Below are 18,512 nucleotides of genomic sequence, written 5' to 3' on the forward strand. Positions count from 1 at the left end.
CGTCACCCTCGTAGCTCCAGCTCGGCGACGACCGTCTTGCCGACGGGGACGCGGTCGAGGACGGCCCACCGGTGGGCGAGCGCTGCTGAAGCAACTGCGAGGAGCGCTATGAGCAGCACCGACGAACGAGCCTGGTTCAAGAGCAGCTACAGCGGTTCCGACGGTGACGCCTGCGTCGAGGTGGCGACGGGCACGCAGACGATCCACATCCGGGACTCCAAGGACCAGCGGAGCCCCGAGCTCACCCTCTCCCCCGCCGCGTGGAGCGACTTCATCACTTACGCCGCCCAGGGCTGACCTTCACGGCGAACGCCCCGCGCCGGAACTCCGGTGCGGGCTCTGTCTTTCACCGGGCAGGCGGCGTCCATGTGCCCTTGTCGACGGCTTCCTGAAGCCGCGCGGAGAAGTGGGCATGTGCCTCGCGCATCTCCTTCTCGCGGTCAGCCTTGTAGAAGGGGGCGGTGTAGCCCTCGGGCGGCTCGTGCCGCTCCTTCTTCTGGTAGGCGACGAAGTGCTCGTAGTGCTCCTTGGTCTGGCCGAAGCCGAACGTGTGACGGCCACCGGCGATCTTGCGCTCATTCGCGTCGAACCAAGTGACGGCGTCGAAGTCCTGCATGATCGGGAACCGGGACTTGTACATGGCCACGAGCGCGTCTGCACTCACCCCGAGCCAAACAGCGACCAAGGCGTCGATCTCCACCAGGGCGGCCCTTCGCGCCCGCTCGCTCCGGAGCGGCGTTGCCCGTTCCCACCTTGGACCGACCGCGTGGAGAGACTGCATATCCGGCCACTCCACTACCCAGGGTTCGTAGCCGGGCCAGGTCGGCTCGTAGAGCTCCTCCCACAACTCCGCGTAGGCGGAGGTCAGGCAATTCAGCCTCAACGTTCGGAGAAGCAATGGAGATGCCAGCGGGTGGTCACTACTCGGGACGGGAAGCCGTCGAGCCTGTGCGACATCGAGATGCCTGACACGCGTAGTACGTAGCAGATAGTCGACCGGGATGCCGGACCAGAACCCAGCCATAAGAGCAGTGGTCCGGGAGTCGCTCAACGTGGCGCTTCTGATCGCGTGGATGTGCGCGGGCCCCGGGGGAGCAATCACCGTGTACAAGCTCCGCTCGGTATCCGGAGCAATGAACTCGCGCCACGCCACCCGATAGAACTCCGTATACGGCCTCCGCAGCCGCCGCAACAGCTCCGCCTCCAGCTGCTCCTCGGTGACGTCCGACGCCGCCACACCGAAGCGCCCGGCTGCCGTGTTCCGCGCCCGCGTCACCTCACGCTCGGACTCCTTGAGCTGCTCCAGCGTCCTGCCGTCGCTCCACACATCCTGTGCGGCGCGGTACACCTCGGGCTTGGCGACGTGCACGTACTCGGACTCGGGCACCGCGTCGTCCGCCAGCGTCATCGGGTTGAGGCCCAGGAGGTCACCGCTGCCCTGACTCGGCTGCTTGAACATGGGGTTGGCCAGGCCGATCTGCGGGCCCTTGAGGATCACCTCGGACCAGTCGTCGGGCCGCCGGACCACACCCGAGTCGTCTGGTGTGTTGTAGTCGATGAGGTCGGCCGCCTTGGCTCCGCTCTCGTGGTAGCCGCTGCTGATCTGCGGCTCGTACTCCGCGAGCCGCAGTGAGTAGCCCGCGAGCGCCTCGATCGCCTGCGCCTCCGCCGTACTCACCGGCGACAGCAGCCGAGCCTGGCGTACAGGCTGTGACTCGTCGCCGGTGAGCTTCTGCCACCAGGTGAGCATCGCCTCGTCCACTCGGACGATCCGCTTTCGATGCGGGCGTTCATCCCAGCTCGCGCCGTATTTGATCCCAGGGTCCGGAGCCGTTCCGTCATCCTCGGCCGACAGTCGCAGGGCATCCACGGAAACGAGCCAGGACAGATGGTCGAAGCCGATCTCGCCTTCCTGTCCATAGACGTGCACGCCGAAGTGACTGGCGTGGCCGACAGGGGGCGGAAAGAATCGGTTGCCCTGGTTCACGAAGTCGCCGTGCACCCGCAGCCTGGTGTAAGCGGCCTCACGCAGTCGCCCTTCCTCTTTACCGCTGAAGTGCGAGTCCGGGTGGACCAAGCCCACAGAGCCCTTGGCCGCCATGTGCTGCCACGTCTGGCACATGAAGGCCCGGTACAGGTCCGGCTGGGTCCCCGCGAGCAGGGGGTACACAGGGCCCGAACCCAGCATCTCGCCCATGCCGCTCGTCGACGCGAGCTCGGCGAGCACATACGCGCGGGCGCGCCGCGACTCCAGCAGTTGGTCACGGCGCCGCGTCCGATCCGCCTTGGTCGGCTTCTCGGTGAGCATGAACCACGGCTCGTACTCGGCGAGAACCGGGTTCTCCTCCCACCGGGGCCGCACCCAAGGCGGATTCCCCACCTGAAGGTCGAACCCTCCCCCCGGCCCCCGGAACACATGCGCGAAGTGCAGCTCCCAGTGGAAGAAGCCGTGCCCGTCCTCCGCCTTTATGTCCTTCTCCGTCGTGCCGGCGATGTCCTCGACCGTGTTCAGCCACGGGTAGCGGAACGGCAGCAGTCGGGCCGGTCGCATGCCTAGGAAGCCCTCCAGGCGGTCCTCGACATCGGCCAGCAGCTCCAGCGCCTCATCGGGACTGAGGTTCTCGATACCGGAGAGCAGCGAGTTCTCGGGCATGTCGACCTTGCCGAGGACGCTCTCCAGGAAGTCCAGCCAGTCGCCGAGGCTCTGGAGCGGGACGGTCTTCCGCTCCTGCTCCCCGCCACCACTCCTGCGAGGGCGCGACGTGCTCCGCTTCGGCCTAGCCCCAGAGTCGGAGCCCGTGCCCAGTTCCTGCTGCTCGCCGTCGGGGTCGTCGAACAGTCCGGCCATCTGCCACAGTTGATCGCCGGGAGCGGGGCCGGCCGACTCCACCGGCGTCACCGGGTCCATCGGCTGCTCCGCGGCGGCCACCGCGCGCCCCCCGCCCAGCAGCCCCGCCACCGACTCCTCGTCAACGAGGGCCCCACCCGTCTCGTACACCACACCGCTGCCGTCGAGTTCGCCGACCTTGTCCAGCGGCCAGAACCACAGCGCGCACCACGCGTCCATCACGGTCTTCAGCCGCCAGTACGGGGTGCCGTACCGGGTCAGGTCGTCGAGGACCTTCTGCTTGTCCTCCGCCTCCGCGGACTGCTCCAGCCAGTCCGCGCCCCACACGTCGACGCGTCGGGCGACCGTCCGTTCGGAGAGTTCCAGCCGAATCGCGACCAGTGACCACAGGAACTCGGCGCGGCGGGCCAGGCCCTGCAAGCGGCCCAACTCGGTCTTCTCGGCCGCCTTGCGCCAACGGTCGTAACGCTTCTGCCGTGCCTCGTCGGTCTCGTCGCCGCGCTCCTGGAACGGCTTCGGTCCCTTTGGTGCCTTCTGCACGCCCTTGCGCCATGTGGTCAGCGCCTTGGCCTCGTCCGCCGCGAGCTTCTTCGCCTCCGATTCACCGGCGACCGCGCCCCAGCCGATCGCGGGCAGCAGGAACTGGTGCACCGCGCCCTCGGGCAGCGGGCCCTCCCGGAACGGGAGGTCGGTCGGCGGGAGGGCGTTCTTCTTCGCCAGCCACTGGCCGCCCGTCAAAGCCTCGGCCTTGTAGACCTTCCGGCCCGCGCCGATGAGCGAGTTGCCGCGCCGCAGGTGCAGGCCGAACCAGGGGGCCCGCATGCCGGGGTGCATGGAGTTGAGCCAGAGGGAGACCTCCGCCAGCTCCACCGCCGTGGCGTTGAGGTCGACGCCGTAGGCGTTGTGCAGGGCGATGTACGCCTTGGTCTTCTGGAGTTCGATCTGCCGCAGCTCGGGGTCCACCCGGCGGCCCAGCTCGTGCTCGCGCCGCCGCAGGTACTCGGCGGCGACCTGGTCAATGGCCTCGTTGAGGAACGCGCCCGAGCCGAGGGCCGGTTCGCAGATCTTCCACTCCAGGAGTTCCCTGGCCGGGGTGACGGTGCCGTCCTGGTCGAGCCGGTGCTTGAGGGCCAGTTCGACCGTGACCTCGGTGAGGGACTTCGGCGTGTAGTAGGAGGCGGAGGTCTGGCGCTCGCGGCCGGCCAGGCGGTAGACGAACGTGTCCTTGGGGTGGACGACCCGCTCGCGGCGGCCGGTCTCCGGGTTCGTCCGCTGTACGAAGACGTCGTCCGCGTAATCCTGGACGCGTGAGGCGGGCACCATCCAGCTGCCGCCCGAGGGGTCCCCCCCCTTGGCGACCTCGTACAGCTCCTCCTCCGCGATGAAGCCGGTGTAGGACATCAGGCCCTCGTACACCGCGCCGAGCTGGTTGATGCCGAGCTGGGCGTACGAGATGAACCCGCCGCGCTCCCTGCCTCGGCCCTGGGTGAGCATCAGGCGGCGCAGCACCTTGTGCAGGGTCTCGTTGCGCAGCCGGGTGTCCAGGCACGGGCGGCGCTTCTCGCCCTCGCCGCCCCGGTAAGCGGGGTTCTCGATCTGGTCGTCCGCGATGAGGCGGACCGCCTCCTTGGTGAACAGCTCGGAGCGCAGGGCCTCGAAGCGCAGGCCCGCGCTCGTGCTGCGGGCGGCGGCGCGGCGAGTGCGGTCGGCCTCGCGAACGCGCTCGGTGTGCTCGGCGCGGGTGATCGCGCCGTCGGTGAGCAGCCGGTCCGCCTCCCGCTCCGCCTCGGCGGCCTCGCGGGCGGCCGCCTCGGCCGCCAGGTCCTCGGACTCGGTGCCGTAGCGGCGGTGGCCGTGCTCGACCTTGCCGAAGAGCAGCTCCAGCGACTCGTACAGGTGGAAACCGCGCCGGGAGCGCTCGCCGACGAGGTCGCGCAGGACGAGGTCGCCGAGGCGCTGAAGGCCGTAGCCCTGCTCGTACTCGGGGTAGTCCGAGGGCAGGATGCCGAGGGCGGGGCTAGCCTCCGCGTAGAGGAGGAACAGGATGCGGTACAGGTAGCGCAGCGACTCGCGGCTGAGTTCCTTGGCCAGGCGGGCCGGGTCGTCGAGGTCGGCCGGGGTGACGCCGTTCTCCGGATCGCGTAGGCGCTCCAGGACCGCGTTCGCGATCCACTCGACGCTCAGGCGCAGGCCCTCGCGCAGCTCGGTGGAGACGCCGACGGCGTGCTTGCTCGACTTGTCGAGGAAGCCGGCGAGCGGAGCCGTGCCGCCCTCGGCGGGCACACGCAGCGAGTCGGCGCCGAACAGGACGGCCAGCGTGTCGAGTTCGCCGCCGTGGCGGTCGTCGCGCCGGTTGAGCGCCGCGTCGAGGTCGGCCGCCAGGTAGCGGCCCTCGGGCCAGGCGAGGCGGTCGGCGAGGACGACGACGCCTCCGACGAGCAGGAGGACGTAGCGCGGGGGTGTGTCGCAGGCGAAGAGGAAGTCAGTGAGGGCCTTGGCGTCCTCGAGAGGAGCAGCCGACGTCTCCAGGTCCACCGGGTGGAGCAGGCGTCCGGCGCCGTCCGGGTCGAGCGCGGCGTCCGGCTCGGTGGTCCAGCCGCAGGAGACGGCGTACAGGCCGGGTTCGGCGTGGGCGACCTGGAGGGTGTACGCCCGGTCGGCGCGGTGGACGGTGACGGTCTGCTCGTGGGCGTCGGTGTAGCCGAGGGCGTGCAGGGTGTCCAGGTGGCTCTCGGTGAAGCGCTTCCGCCAACCCTCGGGTTCGGGCGCGCCGGGGTCGGCGAGCGCTTCCGCGTCCTGGGCGAGGGCGGCGCGGCCCGCGAAGTACGGACCGTGCAGGGCGCGCAGTCCCTCGCGGGGTGTACGGGCGCGCGGGGTCACGGAGTCGGGGCCCAGTCCCTGGCGCCTGGCCTCGGCGAGGGCGTCGGCGTGCTGGCGGCGTTCCTGCTCCTCGAAGGCGGCCCAGCGAGCGAGAAGGCCGTCCTTGGCCTTGAGATCCTTGGGGAGGACTTCAGCGAGATAGTGGGCCGAGAGGTAGTCGCCGTGGTTGACCAGCGAGTCGTACGTCACGTCAGTTCTCCGCCTGGGCGTCGGACGAGTGGGCGTCGGATGCGAAGGGCCCGCCCGAGGAGCCGGTGTCGTCGTCCGGGCCGGGAGCATCCGGGTCGCCGGGGCGGTCGAGGACGGCCAGGACGCGGAGCAACGGGCGGCCGGTGGTGTGCAACTGGTCCAGCAGTCGGGCCAGTTCGTCGGCGGTCTCCTCGACGAGGCGCTCCCGGCGGCCCGTGATGCCGGGCAGCAAGGATTCGGTGCGCCACTGGGCCACATGGGCGCGGTAGGCGGCCAGCGGCTCGCTGATCCGCTCCTCCCACTGGGCCCTTCCCGCCTCCAGGTGTGCGCGGGCGGCGGCGACGGCGGCCGGGACGAGGGCCTGGAGCCCGTCCCGGTCACGCGGCCCGCCGGTGCGGGCGAGCCGCGGACCAACCTTCGCGTCACGCAGCGCGTCCGCCATGGGACGCACCTCTGGCGTCCCCGCGCCGTCGGTACCGAGCCCGGTCACGGCCATCCAGCGCACCACCGTGGGGCGGCCGAGGGCGTTGGAGTGGATGCCCTGGACGAGGAACACCGGCCCGTCGACGTGGGGTGTGGTGATGACCGGGGCCTCCTGGGGACCGAACTCGACGAGGACCTTGTCCGTCAGCCACTCCACCACCGGGTGGATGTCGGTGAGGTAGGAGACCTCCGGCCACATGGTGGTGCTGCTGTCCCTGGCCTCGGTGAGCTTGCGCTGCGCGAGGGCGCGGTCGAAGGTGACCAGCATGCGCTCGGCGACGCGCTGCTCCTTCAGATAGGAGGGTGGCAGGGCCTTGAGGCGGTGGAGCAGGTCGGGGGCCTTGGCTGGGGAGAGCGAGAAGTACGCGCCGCCCTTGGCGTCGGTGCCGGACGACAGGCCGATCAGGTCCTCGGCGCGCTCCTCGTAGACCACGTCGAGGGCGGTGTCGACGAAGGCGGCCGTGTCACCCTCGAAGAGCGAGATCAGCTCGGCGCGGGCGGGCAGCTCCTGCTCGGTGATCGTGTCCACCTGGCCGAACAGGTCGGCGAGGGCGGTGTCGTCGGCCGGGCCTGCCTCCAGGAAGTCCTCGACCGTGCCGCCCCGGACCAGCTCCTTGATGAGCCGGCGCTCCTCCTCCTCGGCCCGGTAGAGACCGGACACGGCCTCGGCCGTGCCGTCCAGCTTGTGCGCCTCCTCCTCGCGGCGGAGCAGCTTCTCGGCGACCGTGCGGTCGTCCTTGGCGCCGGGAACGGCCGAGGTCAGGATCAGCGCCCGGAACTGGGGCTCGTGCTTCTGCCCGTACCGGTCGATACGGCCGTTGCGCTGCTCGATGCGGATCAGCGACCACGGGATGTCGTAGTGGATCAGGTGGTGGCACTGGCGGTGCAGGTTGACGCCCTCGGAGGCCACGTCCCCGGTGAACAGCAGCCGGACCGGGTTGTCGGCGAGGCCGAACGCCTCCAGGACCTTGGCCTGTTCGTCGTCGCTGAGGCCGCCGTGCATGACGGTGACGGCCTTCGCCGTGCCGTCGGCCCCCACCGGGAAGCCCAGACGGGCGGGGATGACCTCAGCCAGCCAGGTGAGCGTGCGGACGCGTTCGGAGAAGACCACGGCCCGGGTGGTGGACCGGGGACCGACGCCGATCTCCTTCAACTGCTCGACGAGCGCGTCGAGTTTCGCGGAGTCACCGGGGGCGGTGCCGTCGCCCATGCCGGCGACGATGTCCCGCAGCCGGGTCAGGGCTGCCTGCTCCGGGGCGATGCCCGGGTCGGGCCGCAGCCCCCTCTTTTCCGCCCTGCTGACCCGTTCACCGAGGGTGGCGAGACGCTTGTCGACCGTCTCCCCGAGTGCCAAGTGGGAGGAGAGGAACGTCTTGAGCAGCTGGTAGGCGAAGAGCTGCTCGGTGGCGACCGACGTACGGTCCTGGTCGGCCGTCCCGAACTCCGTACTCGTCGGCGGGGCGGGAAGCCAGTGCTCGGCCAGCTCGGCGAAGATCCGCTCCTCCGCCTCGGTGGCGGCGCAGTGCAGGGAGACGGTGGGGCCGCGATCGGGCCACTCGGTGCCCATCTCGTCGCGCACCTCGGGGCTGATCTTGGTTCGCCGGATGTAGAGATGGCCGAGGTCCTCCGCCGGATCGTAGTGGTCGCGGTCGGCGATGGCGGCCGGGTCCAGCAGCGAGATCAGGTCGGCGAAGGAGCGCTTGTCACCGTTGTGCGGGGTGGCGCTGGCGAGCAGCAGGGCGTCCGTGCGCGGAGCGAGGATCTCGGCGAGGGCGCGGCGCTGGCTGCCGGGGTTGATCAGGTTGTGCGATTCGTCAATGACGACGGCGTCCCAGCGGATGCGCTCCAGGTGGTGCCGGTACTGGCCGATGTTCTTGAGCGTGTCCACGGAGATGATCACGCGCTTGTAGTGCGTGAACGGGTTCCGGCCCGCCGGGATCTCCCGCTGGATGCGCTGGATGCCGAGGGAGTCGAGCCGCACGAGGGGGATCGAGAACCGGGTCCACAGCTCGTGCTGGAACTGCTCCAGGATGCTCTGCGGGGTCACGATCAGGATGCGCTCGCCCCGGCCGCGGCGGATCAGCTCCGCGAGGGTCAGGCCGATCTCCAGCGTCTTGCCGAGACCCACGACGTCGGCGATCAGCACCCGCGGACGGAGGTTGCGCATGGACAGGGCGAGCTCGGCGGGGCGCTGCTGGTAAACGAGCGGGTCCAGCAGGAAACGGTCGGCGAGGGCGAGCCCCCGCTCCGACTGGGGCAGCGGCGTCTTGCGCAGGACGGCTTCGAGGAACAGGCGGCTGCGCCGGAAGTAGGAGGAGGTGTCGGGGACCAGGCGGGTCTTCTCCGGGTCGAGCAGCTCCACGCAGTCGATCCCGCTGAAGAAGACGGCCTCCTCGTCCCGGACGAACTCGGAGACGCCGACCGCTTCGATCCGCTCCCCGTCGTGGTCAGTCGTGGTGGTGTTGCGGACCAGCCACTCCTCGTCCCGTACGAGGATCTGCGCCCCCGGCGGGAACCGTGTTCCGTTCTGCGTCGCCCCCTGGTCGGTCACCCGCGGCCCCTTCCTCTTCCCGTTCGTCGCGCGGTCCTGCGACCGCAAGTCTGTCACGGAGGCGAAGTGGGCCGCTCGGGCCTCGGCAAGCGAACCCGAGCAGCTCAGAAGCGTGCCTCGCGTGCATACGCGGCGCGGATCCGCTCGGCGATCCGCAGGGGTGCCGAGGGGCGGACGCCGGTGGCCCTGTCGCCCCGGGCCGGGTTTCCACCCGGTCCGGGGACTATGTCCTGCAGTGCGGTGGAACCGGTGCTCCGGGATTCCCTGCCAAACTCGTCGTCAACGGCGTGCTCCCCGGAGCCGGCCGATACCGACGCGCCCGCCTGCTCATCGTCCTCCACCGCCGCCACATCGACGGCCGTGGGCGTGTAAGGGGGAATGCCGACACCAGGCACGAGCTCGACGCCCGGTGCGGGGAGCTGGGGAACGACGATCTCGGGTGTCAGGTCTGTGAGACGGCGCTTGGCCTGGAGAGCGGTCAGGCCCTGATCGTGGATGACGCGCACAAGGCGCTCGATGACCTCGGGCAGAGTCGGCCGAGCGCCGGGGCCGAGTGCGAGCATGTCCGTGATCAGGGGTTCGAGCTCCGGGGACAGGCCCGTCAGGTCGGGCGGAGTCGTCGGGTCTTCGATCTGCAGAGCGACGGCCTGCCAGGTCGGCCCCTCGTAGGGGTAGTGTCCGGTCGCGGCGAACAACAGCACCGCACCTAGCGCGTAGACGTCGGCCGCCCGGCCCAGCTGATGTTCGCCCCGGGCCTGCTCCGGCGGCATGCACAGCACGCTGCCGACGACAAAACCGGTTGCCGTCAGCGTGGTGCGCCGCTCCGCGAGAACGGCAAGACCGAAGTCGATCACCTTGGGCCCGTAGGGGGACAGCAGGATGTTCTGCGGCTTCAGGTCACGGTGAAGCAGCCCCGCGTCGTGCACCGTGCCGAGGCCCTCCGCCAGCAGCGCACCGAGGCTGGCGGTCTCGGCGAGCGGCAGGGGGCCGTGCTCGGTGATGAAAGTGCGCAGATCCGGACCGGGGACGTATTCCACGGCGAGCCAGGGCTGGTCCGCGTCTGCGTCGGCTCCGACGAAAGCCGCGACGAACGGCCCGTATACGGTGCGCAGGCTGTCCACTTCGGACAGAAAGCGCGCGCGGGTGTCCTCGTCTAGGACGGAGGGCTTGATGACTTTCACGGCAGCCTGATGGCCGGCTGCGGACTCGCCGAGAAACACCTGCCCCATGCCGCCGGCCCCAATCCGGCAGACGAGGGCAAAGCCCCCGATCTCCTTCGGGTCCTCGTCGCTCAGTGGTTCCACAGTGCTGTGCCTCCCCTTGTGGCCTGTACGCGCCGCTGCGGACCAGAGCCGAGCTGGACCGGAATCAGTGTATGCAAGGCCCGGATTCTCCTTGCACCGCTTATGTCACCAAGACACCCGGCGGGAGACTCGACGGCACTCCGTTCTCCGTTTGTGCCCTCTGCTGTCTTGCCACCGAATTTCATGCATCAGGCCAGCCGACTGTGGTGGTGATCGCTACGGTGTTAACCGCAGAGCGAAGAGGGGACCTCGATCCATGAGAGCAGACACAGTCGACCTGCGTCGGATCTTCGGCAGGGACATCCGTTACACGGTGCCGCTGTTCCAGAGGCCGTACGTGTGGAACCGGGACGACAACTGGTCAGCTCTGTGGGAGGACATTCGCCGCACCGTCGAGCGGGCCGAGCAGGCGGCCCTGACCGGCGATACGGCGGCTCCGCACTTTCTCGGCGCGGTTGTCTTCGACGAGACGCCGTACCTGTCGTCAAGTCTGGAGACTCGGCAGGTCATTGACGGCCAGCAGCGTCTGACAACTCTGCAGTTGTTCCTGTTCGCGGCCCGTCTGTCGGCGGCGGCTCTCAACCACGAGCGGTCCGTGCGGCTGCTGAGCAAGTTCCTGGAGAACGACGAGGATCTGTTCGACCGCGCCCAGCACCCCGATCACCTCTACAAGGTGTGGCCGACCAACGCGGACCGCGACGAGTTCCGCACCGTCATGCTCGGTCAGGGCGGGGCAGGACGGCTCGCCGAAGCCGTCACCTACTTTCAGCAGGAGATCGATGCCTGGCTGGCAGAAGCCGCCGAACCTGAGGAGCGGCTGGGGACGCTGGTGCAGACCCTGCGGGAACAGCTGCGTCTGGTCATCATCGACCTGGAAGAGCACGACGACGCGCAGGTCGTCTTCGAGACGCTGAACAGCCGCGGTACACCGTTGGAGCACGCGGATCTGATCAAGAACCTTCTATTCCGTAATGCGGAACGTGCCGGAGTAGACGTCGACCGGCTCTACAAAACGTACTGGGCGCCCTTCGACCAGGACGAATGGCGCACGGAGCAGACGACTGGCCGCATTACGCGAAGCCGCCTCGACGTGTTCCTGACGTATTGGCTCACTATGCGAACACAGCGGGAGTTCACCTCCTCCACCCTGTTCAAGGAGTTCGAGCGCTGACTGCTCTCGGCGGCCGTCCCTACGGAGGACGTCTTCGCCGAACTGGCGCGATATGCCGAGATCTATGACCTGATCGACGATTACCCGCAGCACGGCGTCGAGGGCCGTTTCCTGTACCGGATGAAGGTCCTTCAGACCTCCACTCCGATGCCCCTGCTTCTTCTCCTCTACGGCCTGGACGAGACCGTGCTGCCACTGGAGCGTCGTCTACGGGCGATCCGCGCTATCGACAGCTACCTCGTTCGCCGGGCGTTGCTCAATCTCAGCAACCGCGACCACAACAACGTCTTCCGTGACCTGGTCGCAGCTGCAGCCCGGCAGCCCGACCACGCAGACGAAGCGGTTATCGAAGCCCTCTCGGCGATGCAAGGAGCCCACCGCCATTGGCCGAGCGACCATGAGTTCCGTGCCTCGTTGGAACAAGACCCCATCTACACCCGTCTGTACCGCCGCGGCGTACGCATCCTCCTGGAAGCGCTGGAAGACGAGCTTCGCACCGACCACACCGAACAACTCGTCGTCCCCCTCGGCCAGCAGGTGGGCGCGAAGTTGACTATCGAGCATGTCATGCCGCAGAGCTGGCGCGATAACTGGCCGCCCCTCGAAAACGATCAGTCCGAAGGCTCCGACCGCGACGAACTGGTCCACACTCTCGGCAACCTGACCCTGGTCACCGCCCGCCTGAACCCCACCCTGGGAAACATGGCATGGGAGGACAAGCGGCAATGGCTCAGCGCGCACAGCCTGCTGCGTCTCACCCACGGCACCCTGCTCAGCGCACCACCGAATACCGACATCAGCGAGTGGGCCACCACCTGGGACGAGCACCGGATCCGCGCACGTGGTTCCTACCTTGGCTCACTGTCCTTGAACGTCTGGCCGCACGCTGACGATCTACTCGCAGCGCCATTGCCCGCCGACTGCGACGACAAGTTGAGTCCGTTCGTGCCCGATCAGGCCGTGGGCGATCCGGGGCGTAGTGCGGTCTGCATCACGGTCCGGCAGCGGTCCCAGGAGGCGGGGACGAGATGGCCGTAGACGTCTACGGTGGTCTTGATCGATTTGTGGCCCAGCCAGCGGGAGACCTCGTGGATGGGGATGCCGTGGGCGAGGGCGGTGGAGGCGAAGAAGTGGCGCAGACCGTGCGGCGTGTACTTCGGGCTCCCGTCCGGCTTGACGATGCCCGCGGCCTTCAGTGCCTTCCTGAAGTGGTAGGCGTAGGTGTTCGCCGTGGGCATGGCGCCCTTGCCCCGGTCGCGCGGGGTGAACAGGACGTCCATCCCCGCCGTCATCACCGTTCCCCACTCCCGTAGGTGCATATCGATTTCCTCGGAGAGGAAGGTCGGTAGGGGAACGTCCCGGTACTCCCCCTCGGCTCGGTGCTTAAGCGGGATGAAGCGGGTCTTACAGTCGTCGCGGTGCGCCTTCGAGCTGACCTGTCGGCGCACGCGCAGGAAGTCGGAGCGGACACAGTTAGGGGTGAAGGCCAGGGTCTCGCTGATGCGCAGGCCCGCCCCGGCCTGCAGGTACACGGTCAGGCGGTACTGGGGGGAAATCTGCTTGGCCATGAGATCGACCTCGTACAAGGTCGGGATGTCGTCCTCGTCGACCGCGTGCGTCGCTGCGGGGCAGTTTCATGTCCTGAGTTGGGTCATCCGCCCGTCTCTTCTCCTTGATCGCGGTTTGGAAGAGGCTGGTGACCATCTTCATGCGGTCGCACACGGTACTCGCGGCGAGCTTCTTCCCCAGCGCCGCGACGAAAGCCTCGATGTCCTTTCGCTCCACACCCGCGATCGTCTTGTCGCCCAGGCAAGGGAGTAGATGAATCCGCAGGAAGCTTTCGTAGTTGCGGTAGGTGGAGTCGCTGATGACCTGGCGCTCAAGCCACTCCTTGGCGTAGGTGCGCAGGGTGATCTCTCCGCGTTTGGGGTCGAGGTAGAGGCCCTGGTACTTATCGTGCTGCAATCTGTCGGCGAATGCGTCGGCTTGAGACTTCTTCTCGAAGCTGGGCTGCCGTTCAGCGCCGCCCGGTTCGCGGTAGCGGACCGTCCACGGGTGCCCGCATCGGGACTTCTCGCAGGGGTAGTTCACGTTGCGTTTGTCGTTCTTGCACCTCTGATAGACGGTGGCCATCGAGCCTGACTCCTTGCTCGCTCGCTTCGGGCACCCGGCCTCACCCGTAGTGCTCCTCCAGGTAGTTGGCGATGTCACGCTCGCGGAACCGCAGGAGGCGTCCGACCTTCTGGGGTTTGATGCCCCAGGCGCGGTACTTGTTCCTGACGGTGGCCTCGCTGACCCTGAGCCACGCCGCGACCTCTTCCACGGTTAGCAGCCGGTTGCTTCCGCCTCGCGTCATGGGCGCACCGCCTCGTACGAGAACCGGGGTTCTTCCCGCGTTCTCGGTTCTCCGGGTGGCGGCGTATGGCGAGGTGCCGGCCGTGCCGGCCCGGCTGCCGTGCCGGGCGTCGACCATGGACGCTCGGTATCGGGGGCGTCGTCAAGCCCGCGGTCGTGTGTCTTTGCCTGTGGCGAAGGGGTGGGTTCCGGCGCAGAGGGAGAGGAGGCTGCGGGCATTCTGAACCAACCTGAGTTGAGTGCCGTGATGACATCGCTGGGGGGGCAAGTGGCGGGGAGGGGATGGGGCCGTAGCGGCGTGCGGGGTGGTCTCCGCGTGCCGGGTGACGGGTGCGGCCTGGGCCCTGAGGCCCAGGCCGCTGGCACCGGAGAACGGGCTGCCGAGTGGACGATCAGTGACCGCCACGGCCGTCCCTCGGGGCGCAGGTGCGGGATCGGACGGCTGCGGTGGAGGGCGAGGTGTGGTCAGTTCTGGACCCGCGCACCGTTGCGCCGCGGCAGTGCTGCGTCGTCGTGGTGGGTGCGTCGTGTTGTCCCGGCCGGGTGAAGATCAGGACGTCCTCATGCTGGATCACTGACAGGGGGATGCCCTGGCGGCGGGCCTCGCGGACGTTCTTCATCTGGAAGAAAGACGGGCGGGAAACGAGCTGGCTCTCGCGGATGCCCGTGAGGAGGGCGACGCAGCGTTCGGCGGGGGTGAGGCCGGCGGCTTTGCCGGCGGCGAGGACGGCGGAGGGCAGATCGATGAGTTCGCCGCGTTCGCGCCAGGGGCGGGTGGTGACCACCGCGGTGCCGCCGGGGCGCAGCATGGTTCTGCACTGGGTGAGGATCTGGGTGAACGCCTCCAGGAGGTGGGTGGTGGAGACGTGGGCAAGGTTGGAGCGGTCGTGGCCGTAGCGGAAGTGCTTCTTGACGACGCCGCGTTCGCCGGTGTCCCGGGTGGAGCGGACCTGGCCGTGGACGCTGGGCCCGTAGGGGGGTGAGGTGACTACGAGTGCCACTTCGCCGCGGGTATGAGTGGGGGCGAGGTCGATGAGGTGGCGGGCGTCGCCGCAGCGGACGGTGCCGGTGCCGGTGCTGCTTTGTTGTGCGGCGGAGCGTGCGTTGAGTGAGGCGAGGGTGGCCCACTTCGGTTCGTATTCGATGCCGAGGGCATTGCGGCCGAGGTGGAGGGCTTCGACGAGGGTGGTGCCGATGCCGCACATCGGGTCGAGGACAAGGTCGCCGGGTTGTGTGTAGGTCTTGATGGCGTGCGCGGCGATGGCCGGGAGCATTTTGGCCGGGTGGGCGGCCGAACCGGGAACGTAGCGGCCCTTGCGCTGGGCGGGAGCTGAGGTGGGGGCGGTGTTCCACACCGAGAGGGGAAGCGTCACGACTGGGCTCCTCGCGTTCACGTGTGGTGGATTGCGGTGAGGGCGATCAGGTCGCTGTGGATGACGCCGGGGCTGGCGTCGGCGGGAGGAGCGGGACGAGACGGTCGTCGGCGGGGTGGGCGTGGGCGACGACGACGTGCTGGAGGTAGCGGAACCCGGCGGTGCGGGCGCAGGCGATGAGAGAGCCGAGCGGGTCGGTGAGGATGCCGTCGTCCCGGCGTTGGCGGGTGACCAGGAGCAGGAGGCCGTCGGCGGGCAGGAGGCGGTGGGCCCGGTGGAAGAAGCCGGGCCAGCCGTCTTCCATGGCTCCGGGCATCTCGCTGGCCCCGCCCATTGGGTTGCCGGTGGGAGCCGGGAGGGCGTTGGGGTGGAGTTCGGCGAGCAGCAGGGACAGCGTGCGGGGCGTGCCGTCGGCGTAGGTGAGGGCGGGGGTGCGGGCGTCCATGCCTGGTCCGGCACGATTGCTGAGAACCGGTAGCTACGACTTGAGGAGCCGTCCCCGCGGTCCCGGACGGGAATCAGGGTGCCCTCCACGACCACAGTATTTCCACTGCGTCCGCGTGCTGATGGACCGGTTCGATGGCCAGGAGGGGCCGCAGTCGCTGGATGACCCGGCAGACCGTCGCGGATTCAGAGCCAAAGAGCGGCGCGAGCTGACGCATCGCAAGTTCGTGCGATAGCGGACGGCCCCAGAAGCACACGGCCCGCCAGCGGCAAGCACCACGGCTGCCCGCCACCAGGCCATCGCCGCCACGCTCCCGCACGACTTCAACAGCCACTGAAACTGCCGCACCGCAGACCTGTGAACGTCTCAACCCACAACGACTTCAGCCTCAACGCCCCACTCGTCAGGGAAAATGCCTGCACCGCGGCCTTCTGCAACACGCTTTAGGCAAGCCAGGTGCCAGACCTTCACCGAACCGCCGCACTGGCCACCTTCCTGCACAGCTACAACCATCACAGGTGCCACACCGCACTCGGAGGCAAGCCACCCATCAGTCGCGTTAACAATCCTCCAGGTCAATACAACTAGGCACTGGAGCGAGCGGGGCTGGCTCATTCTGCACTGCCCACTCAGCGTCGGATGGCACAGTTGTGGCGACATGATCGCTGCAGTCGATAGACAGGGCAGGCAGCCGACCTGCGTTGCGAACCGGAGAGACGGAGATTGGCGTGCGGATACAGATCGATCCGAACACCGCTCAACCGATTGCTGACCAGATCGCTTCAGCGATACGCCGGGCTCTTGTCGAGGGATCTTTGCAAATAGGTGACCGGTTGCCTGCCGCCCGAGAGTTGGCTGAGTCGCTCGGCGTCAACATGCACACTGTGCTACGGGGGTACCAGTTACTTCGGAGGGACGGTCTGATTGACCTGCGCCGGGGGCGCGGAGCAGTGGTGGCATCCAACGCGTCTGAGAAACGAGCAGACCTGTTGCAGATATGCCGTCACCTAACCGTTTTGGCAAGGGAAATGGGATTGTCTTCGGATGAAACTGTTGAGCTTGTGCGATCTTGCTTGTCCGAGGGCTCGCCAGATTCTTCTAACTTTCGGGTTGGTGAGTAACGTCGACGAATGGTTCCCCCCAACGGCATACATAGCAGGACAAGTCCGCCCCACATAGATAGGGCGAAACTCCACAGGCCCATGATGAGGGCGATCGATAGGTGGAAGGTTACTCCCGCGGCGAGTAAAATCCATCGAATCTGCTGGGGAAGTAACAATGCGGCAGCGAGGGAAATTTCGATAGCCAGGGGCACCCATGTCAGTATCGCGACACCCATTGGGTTACTTACGAGGGGCTCTACTAAGGGGCGTAGCCATCCAGGGGCGCCGAAGGCGGAATCGTTCATCCAGTAATACATAGCGGAGCCATCCGCCCATTCAGCGTGTGGCAACTTCGCGATGGATGCCTGGAAGTATACGAAGCACATCTGCAGCCGTGCCACGGCCAGGGAAGTGACTCCGATAAGCGCCCAAACACGAGTAGTACTTGACGTGACTGGCGCTTCCGCCGCGACATCCCAGTGCCACTTGCGGCGATCGCCCAGCGCAGTAAGTACGAGGAGCAAGGAAAGGTTCGCTGCTAGTTGGTCTCCTCCGTCGCCGATGGCGATGCCGGTGAAGACGCTAAAATTGATGTAGGCGTGCGGCAGGGCAGTAAGCTGGGGCCGCCATCCGGAAGCAGCAAGTATCAGAAAACTGACACACAGCCACTGAACCCATCCGATGTGATCTTCAGGTACAAGACAGAAGGCGCCTGCAGAGGAAATTCCTTTACATGTGGGATAATCACCTAAAGTCGCAACTGGACGGAATAGCGTTGTTGTGCTGCTCAGGGCCAGTGTGGCAGCGGTTCCAAGAGCCATAAGTGTTCTGGCGAGGCCGTACACATTCGTCCATGGGACGGGAATTCGGTGGGTCAGCATACGACCTCCCAGGAAGTCACCTGCGTCGGAAAATGTCGCTCGGTCATTAAATCGCGCCACGCCCATGGAACTGGCTTTTGCTGCACGATGGCGATCGTTCCGCACAGAGTCGGATCAGGTGAGGGGTTGGAAATTTTCACCTTTGGCAAGGCGGAGTGCAAACAATCGCCCAGTGAGCTTTCACACTTCCTCGAAGATGTTTTCGATGCTTTAGTCATTAGAAGCGCAATCTCGATTCCTTGCGAACGAGATCGCCGGTTCAGACCGAACGCATTTCGCGGCTCCGAGTGGGGAGCTAGTGAGGCGCTTTTCCATTCTCCGTTGTGCAACACGTAAGGAAATAACTCGACGTCCCGTGGTGACTTCGTGAAAAAACTCCATCCCTGCGCCGCGAGAGACCTAATGGCGGGAGTCGCCTCTTCCTGGCCGGGTAGCTCCAAGACATTCTTAGGGAGATGGGTTTGTGCCACGTACAGAACGACCAAGGCCCAGAATGTGCAGCTGATCAAAATCCACGAACGAGGTACTGAAACACTACGCTGTCGGCCACTCCTCAAAGGCAGGCTCCATCTCCTGCGATCTACCCCAATCACAGTATTACTCCACTCATCATCGATCAGGTGGGAAGCGGACCACCGTTCGGAGGCCCGCTTTGCGCTCACGGGGAAGTTCAGGAGATGCGCAGTTGCTTCGCCAGATCCGCCACCACCTCGTCCTTGCCCATCGAACTGCCGGCTGGCGATACCCAGAACGTCGCCTTCGATTTAACTACTACCGATGTAACAGTGACCGCGGTTGTCACGGCGGTCGCGGCCACTACTACAAGGACAGCGCAGAGTCCTCTGCCAGCACCTAGGTCGATGTCTTTGTTGTTCTTGGCCAGGTTCCTCAGTTTCTTTCCGGCCGTGTCCAGTCCCTGCTCCACCGTG

The 18,512-nt window shown here is 67.1% G+C and carries 15 protein-coding genes and 2 pseudogenes; 4 read left to right on the top strand and 13 right to left on the bottom strand.

Annotated elements, in window-relative coordinates:
* Positions 1-2: 2 nt before the first annotated feature.
* A pseudogene (locus IG62_RS47455) lies at positions 3-86 on the bottom strand (ATP-binding protein); the annotation flags it as partial.
* A 22-nt stretch (positions 87-108) separates the two neighbouring features.
* Between IG62_RS47455 and IG62_RS0130740 the strand changes: the two are divergent.
* Complete coding sequence (locus IG62_RS0130740; protein ID WP_030810650.1) at positions 109-297, top strand: DUF397 domain-containing protein; 189 nt, start codon at positions 109-111, stop codon at positions 295-297.
* A gap of 49 nt (positions 298-346) precedes the next feature.
* On the opposite strand, the gene IG62_RS0130745 is transcribed toward IG62_RS0130740, so the two are convergent.
* The 3 genes from IG62_RS0130745 to IG62_RS0130755 form a co-directional block, all read right to left on the bottom strand.
* Entirely contained in the window at positions 347-5,917 is a 5,571-nt protein-coding gene (locus tag IG62_RS0130745; protein WP_030810653.1) for a DNA methyltransferase, read from the bottom strand.
* Position 5,918: 1 nt separating this feature from the next.
* Positions 5,919-8,951, bottom strand: coding sequence for an SNF2-related protein (locus IG62_RS0130750; RefSeq protein WP_078872340.1), 3,033 nt, complete (start codon positions 8,949-8,951; stop codon positions 5,919-5,921).
* A 104-nt stretch (positions 8,952-9,055) separates the two neighbouring features.
* Entirely contained in the window at positions 9,056-10,255 is a 1,200-nt protein-coding gene (locus IG62_RS0130755) for a serine/threonine-protein kinase (protein ID WP_030810659.1), read from the bottom strand.
* A gap of 256 nt (positions 10,256-10,511) precedes the next feature.
* On the opposite strand from IG62_RS0130755, the gene IG62_RS0130760 reads away from it, so the two are divergent.
* Together IG62_RS0130760 and IG62_RS0130765 are read left to right on the top strand one after the other, a co-directional pair.
* Positions 10,512-11,426 carry a DUF262 domain-containing protein gene (locus tag IG62_RS0130760; protein ID WP_030810662.1) on the top strand — a complete coding sequence of 305 codons (915 nt, stop codon included), beginning with the start codon at positions 10,512-10,514 and terminating at the stop codon, positions 11,424-11,426.
* A 120-nt stretch (positions 11,427-11,546) separates the two neighbouring features.
* Entirely contained in the window at positions 11,547-12,464 is a 918-nt protein-coding gene (locus IG62_RS0130765; protein ID WP_078872341.1) for an HNH endonuclease family protein, read from the top strand.
* Here the strand turns inward: IG62_RS0130765 and IG62_RS45450 are convergent.
* The 6 genes and pseudogenes from IG62_RS45450 to IG62_RS50300 all read right to left on the bottom strand — a co-directional run.
* Positions 12,380-12,994 (bottom strand): site-specific integrase, encoded by a 615-nt coding sequence (locus tag IG62_RS45450; protein ID WP_078872342.1) that lies wholly within the window; start codon positions 12,992-12,994, stop codon positions 12,380-12,382. The genes IG62_RS0130765 and IG62_RS45450 overlap by 85 nt on opposite strands.
* Complete coding sequence (locus IG62_RS45455; protein WP_078872343.1) at positions 12,900-13,559, bottom strand: phage integrase central domain-containing protein; 660 nt, start codon at positions 13,557-13,559, stop codon at positions 12,900-12,902. The genes IG62_RS45450 and IG62_RS45455 overlap by 95 nt, the downstream gene beginning before the upstream one ends.
* 40 nt (positions 13,560-13,599) lie before the next feature.
* Positions 13,600-13,782: a helix-turn-helix domain-containing protein gene (locus IG62_RS0130775; protein ID WP_030810669.1), complete on the bottom strand. Its 183-nt coding sequence runs from the start codon at positions 13,780-13,782 to the stop codon at positions 13,600-13,602.
* A gap of 391 nt (positions 13,783-14,173) precedes the next feature.
* Complete coding sequence (locus IG62_RS0130780) at positions 14,174-15,154, bottom strand: TRM11 family SAM-dependent methyltransferase (protein WP_030810672.1); 981 nt, start codon at positions 15,152-15,154, stop codon at positions 14,174-14,176.
* 46 nt (positions 15,155-15,200) lie between these two features.
* A complete protein-coding gene (locus IG62_RS42500; protein WP_234326812.1) occupies positions 15,201-15,599 on the bottom strand; it encodes a hypothetical protein in 399 nt (132 codons plus the stop codon).
* An 11-nt stretch (positions 15,600-15,610) separates the two neighbouring features.
* Positions 15,611-16,006: pseudogene (locus IG62_RS50300) on the bottom strand (helix-turn-helix domain-containing protein); the annotation flags it as partial.
* 321 nt (positions 16,007-16,327) lie between these two features.
* Here IG62_RS50300 and IG62_RS45465 point away from each other — a divergent pair.
* A complete protein-coding gene (locus tag IG62_RS45465; RefSeq protein WP_158795145.1) occupies positions 16,328-16,720 on the top strand; it encodes a GntR family transcriptional regulator in 393 nt (130 codons plus the stop codon).
* Here the strand turns inward: IG62_RS45465 and IG62_RS45470 are convergent.
* The 3 genes from IG62_RS45470 to IG62_RS47460 all read right to left on the bottom strand — a co-directional run.
* Positions 16,603-17,583, bottom strand: a complete 981-nt coding sequence (locus IG62_RS45470; protein WP_078872344.1) for a sporulation-delaying protein SdpB family protein — start codon at positions 17,581-17,583, stop codon at positions 16,603-16,605. The two genes, IG62_RS45465 and IG62_RS45470, sit on opposite strands and share 118 nt — an antisense overlap.
* Positions 17,577-18,245, bottom strand: a complete 669-nt coding sequence (locus tag IG62_RS45475) for an SdpA family antimicrobial peptide system protein (protein ID WP_324604660.1) — start codon at positions 18,243-18,245, stop codon at positions 17,577-17,579. The genes IG62_RS45470 and IG62_RS45475 overlap by 7 nt, the downstream gene beginning before the upstream one ends.
* 8 nt (positions 18,246-18,253) lie before the next feature.
* Positions 18,254-18,512: hypothetical protein (locus IG62_RS47460; protein ID WP_158795146.1), on the bottom strand; the 259-nt coding region annotated here is incomplete at its 5' end.

It is taken from the genome of Streptomyces sp. NRRL S-337, assembly GCF_000720175.1.
Lineage (GTDB): Bacteria > Actinomycetota > Actinomycetes > Streptomycetales > Streptomycetaceae > Streptomyces > Streptomyces siderophoricus.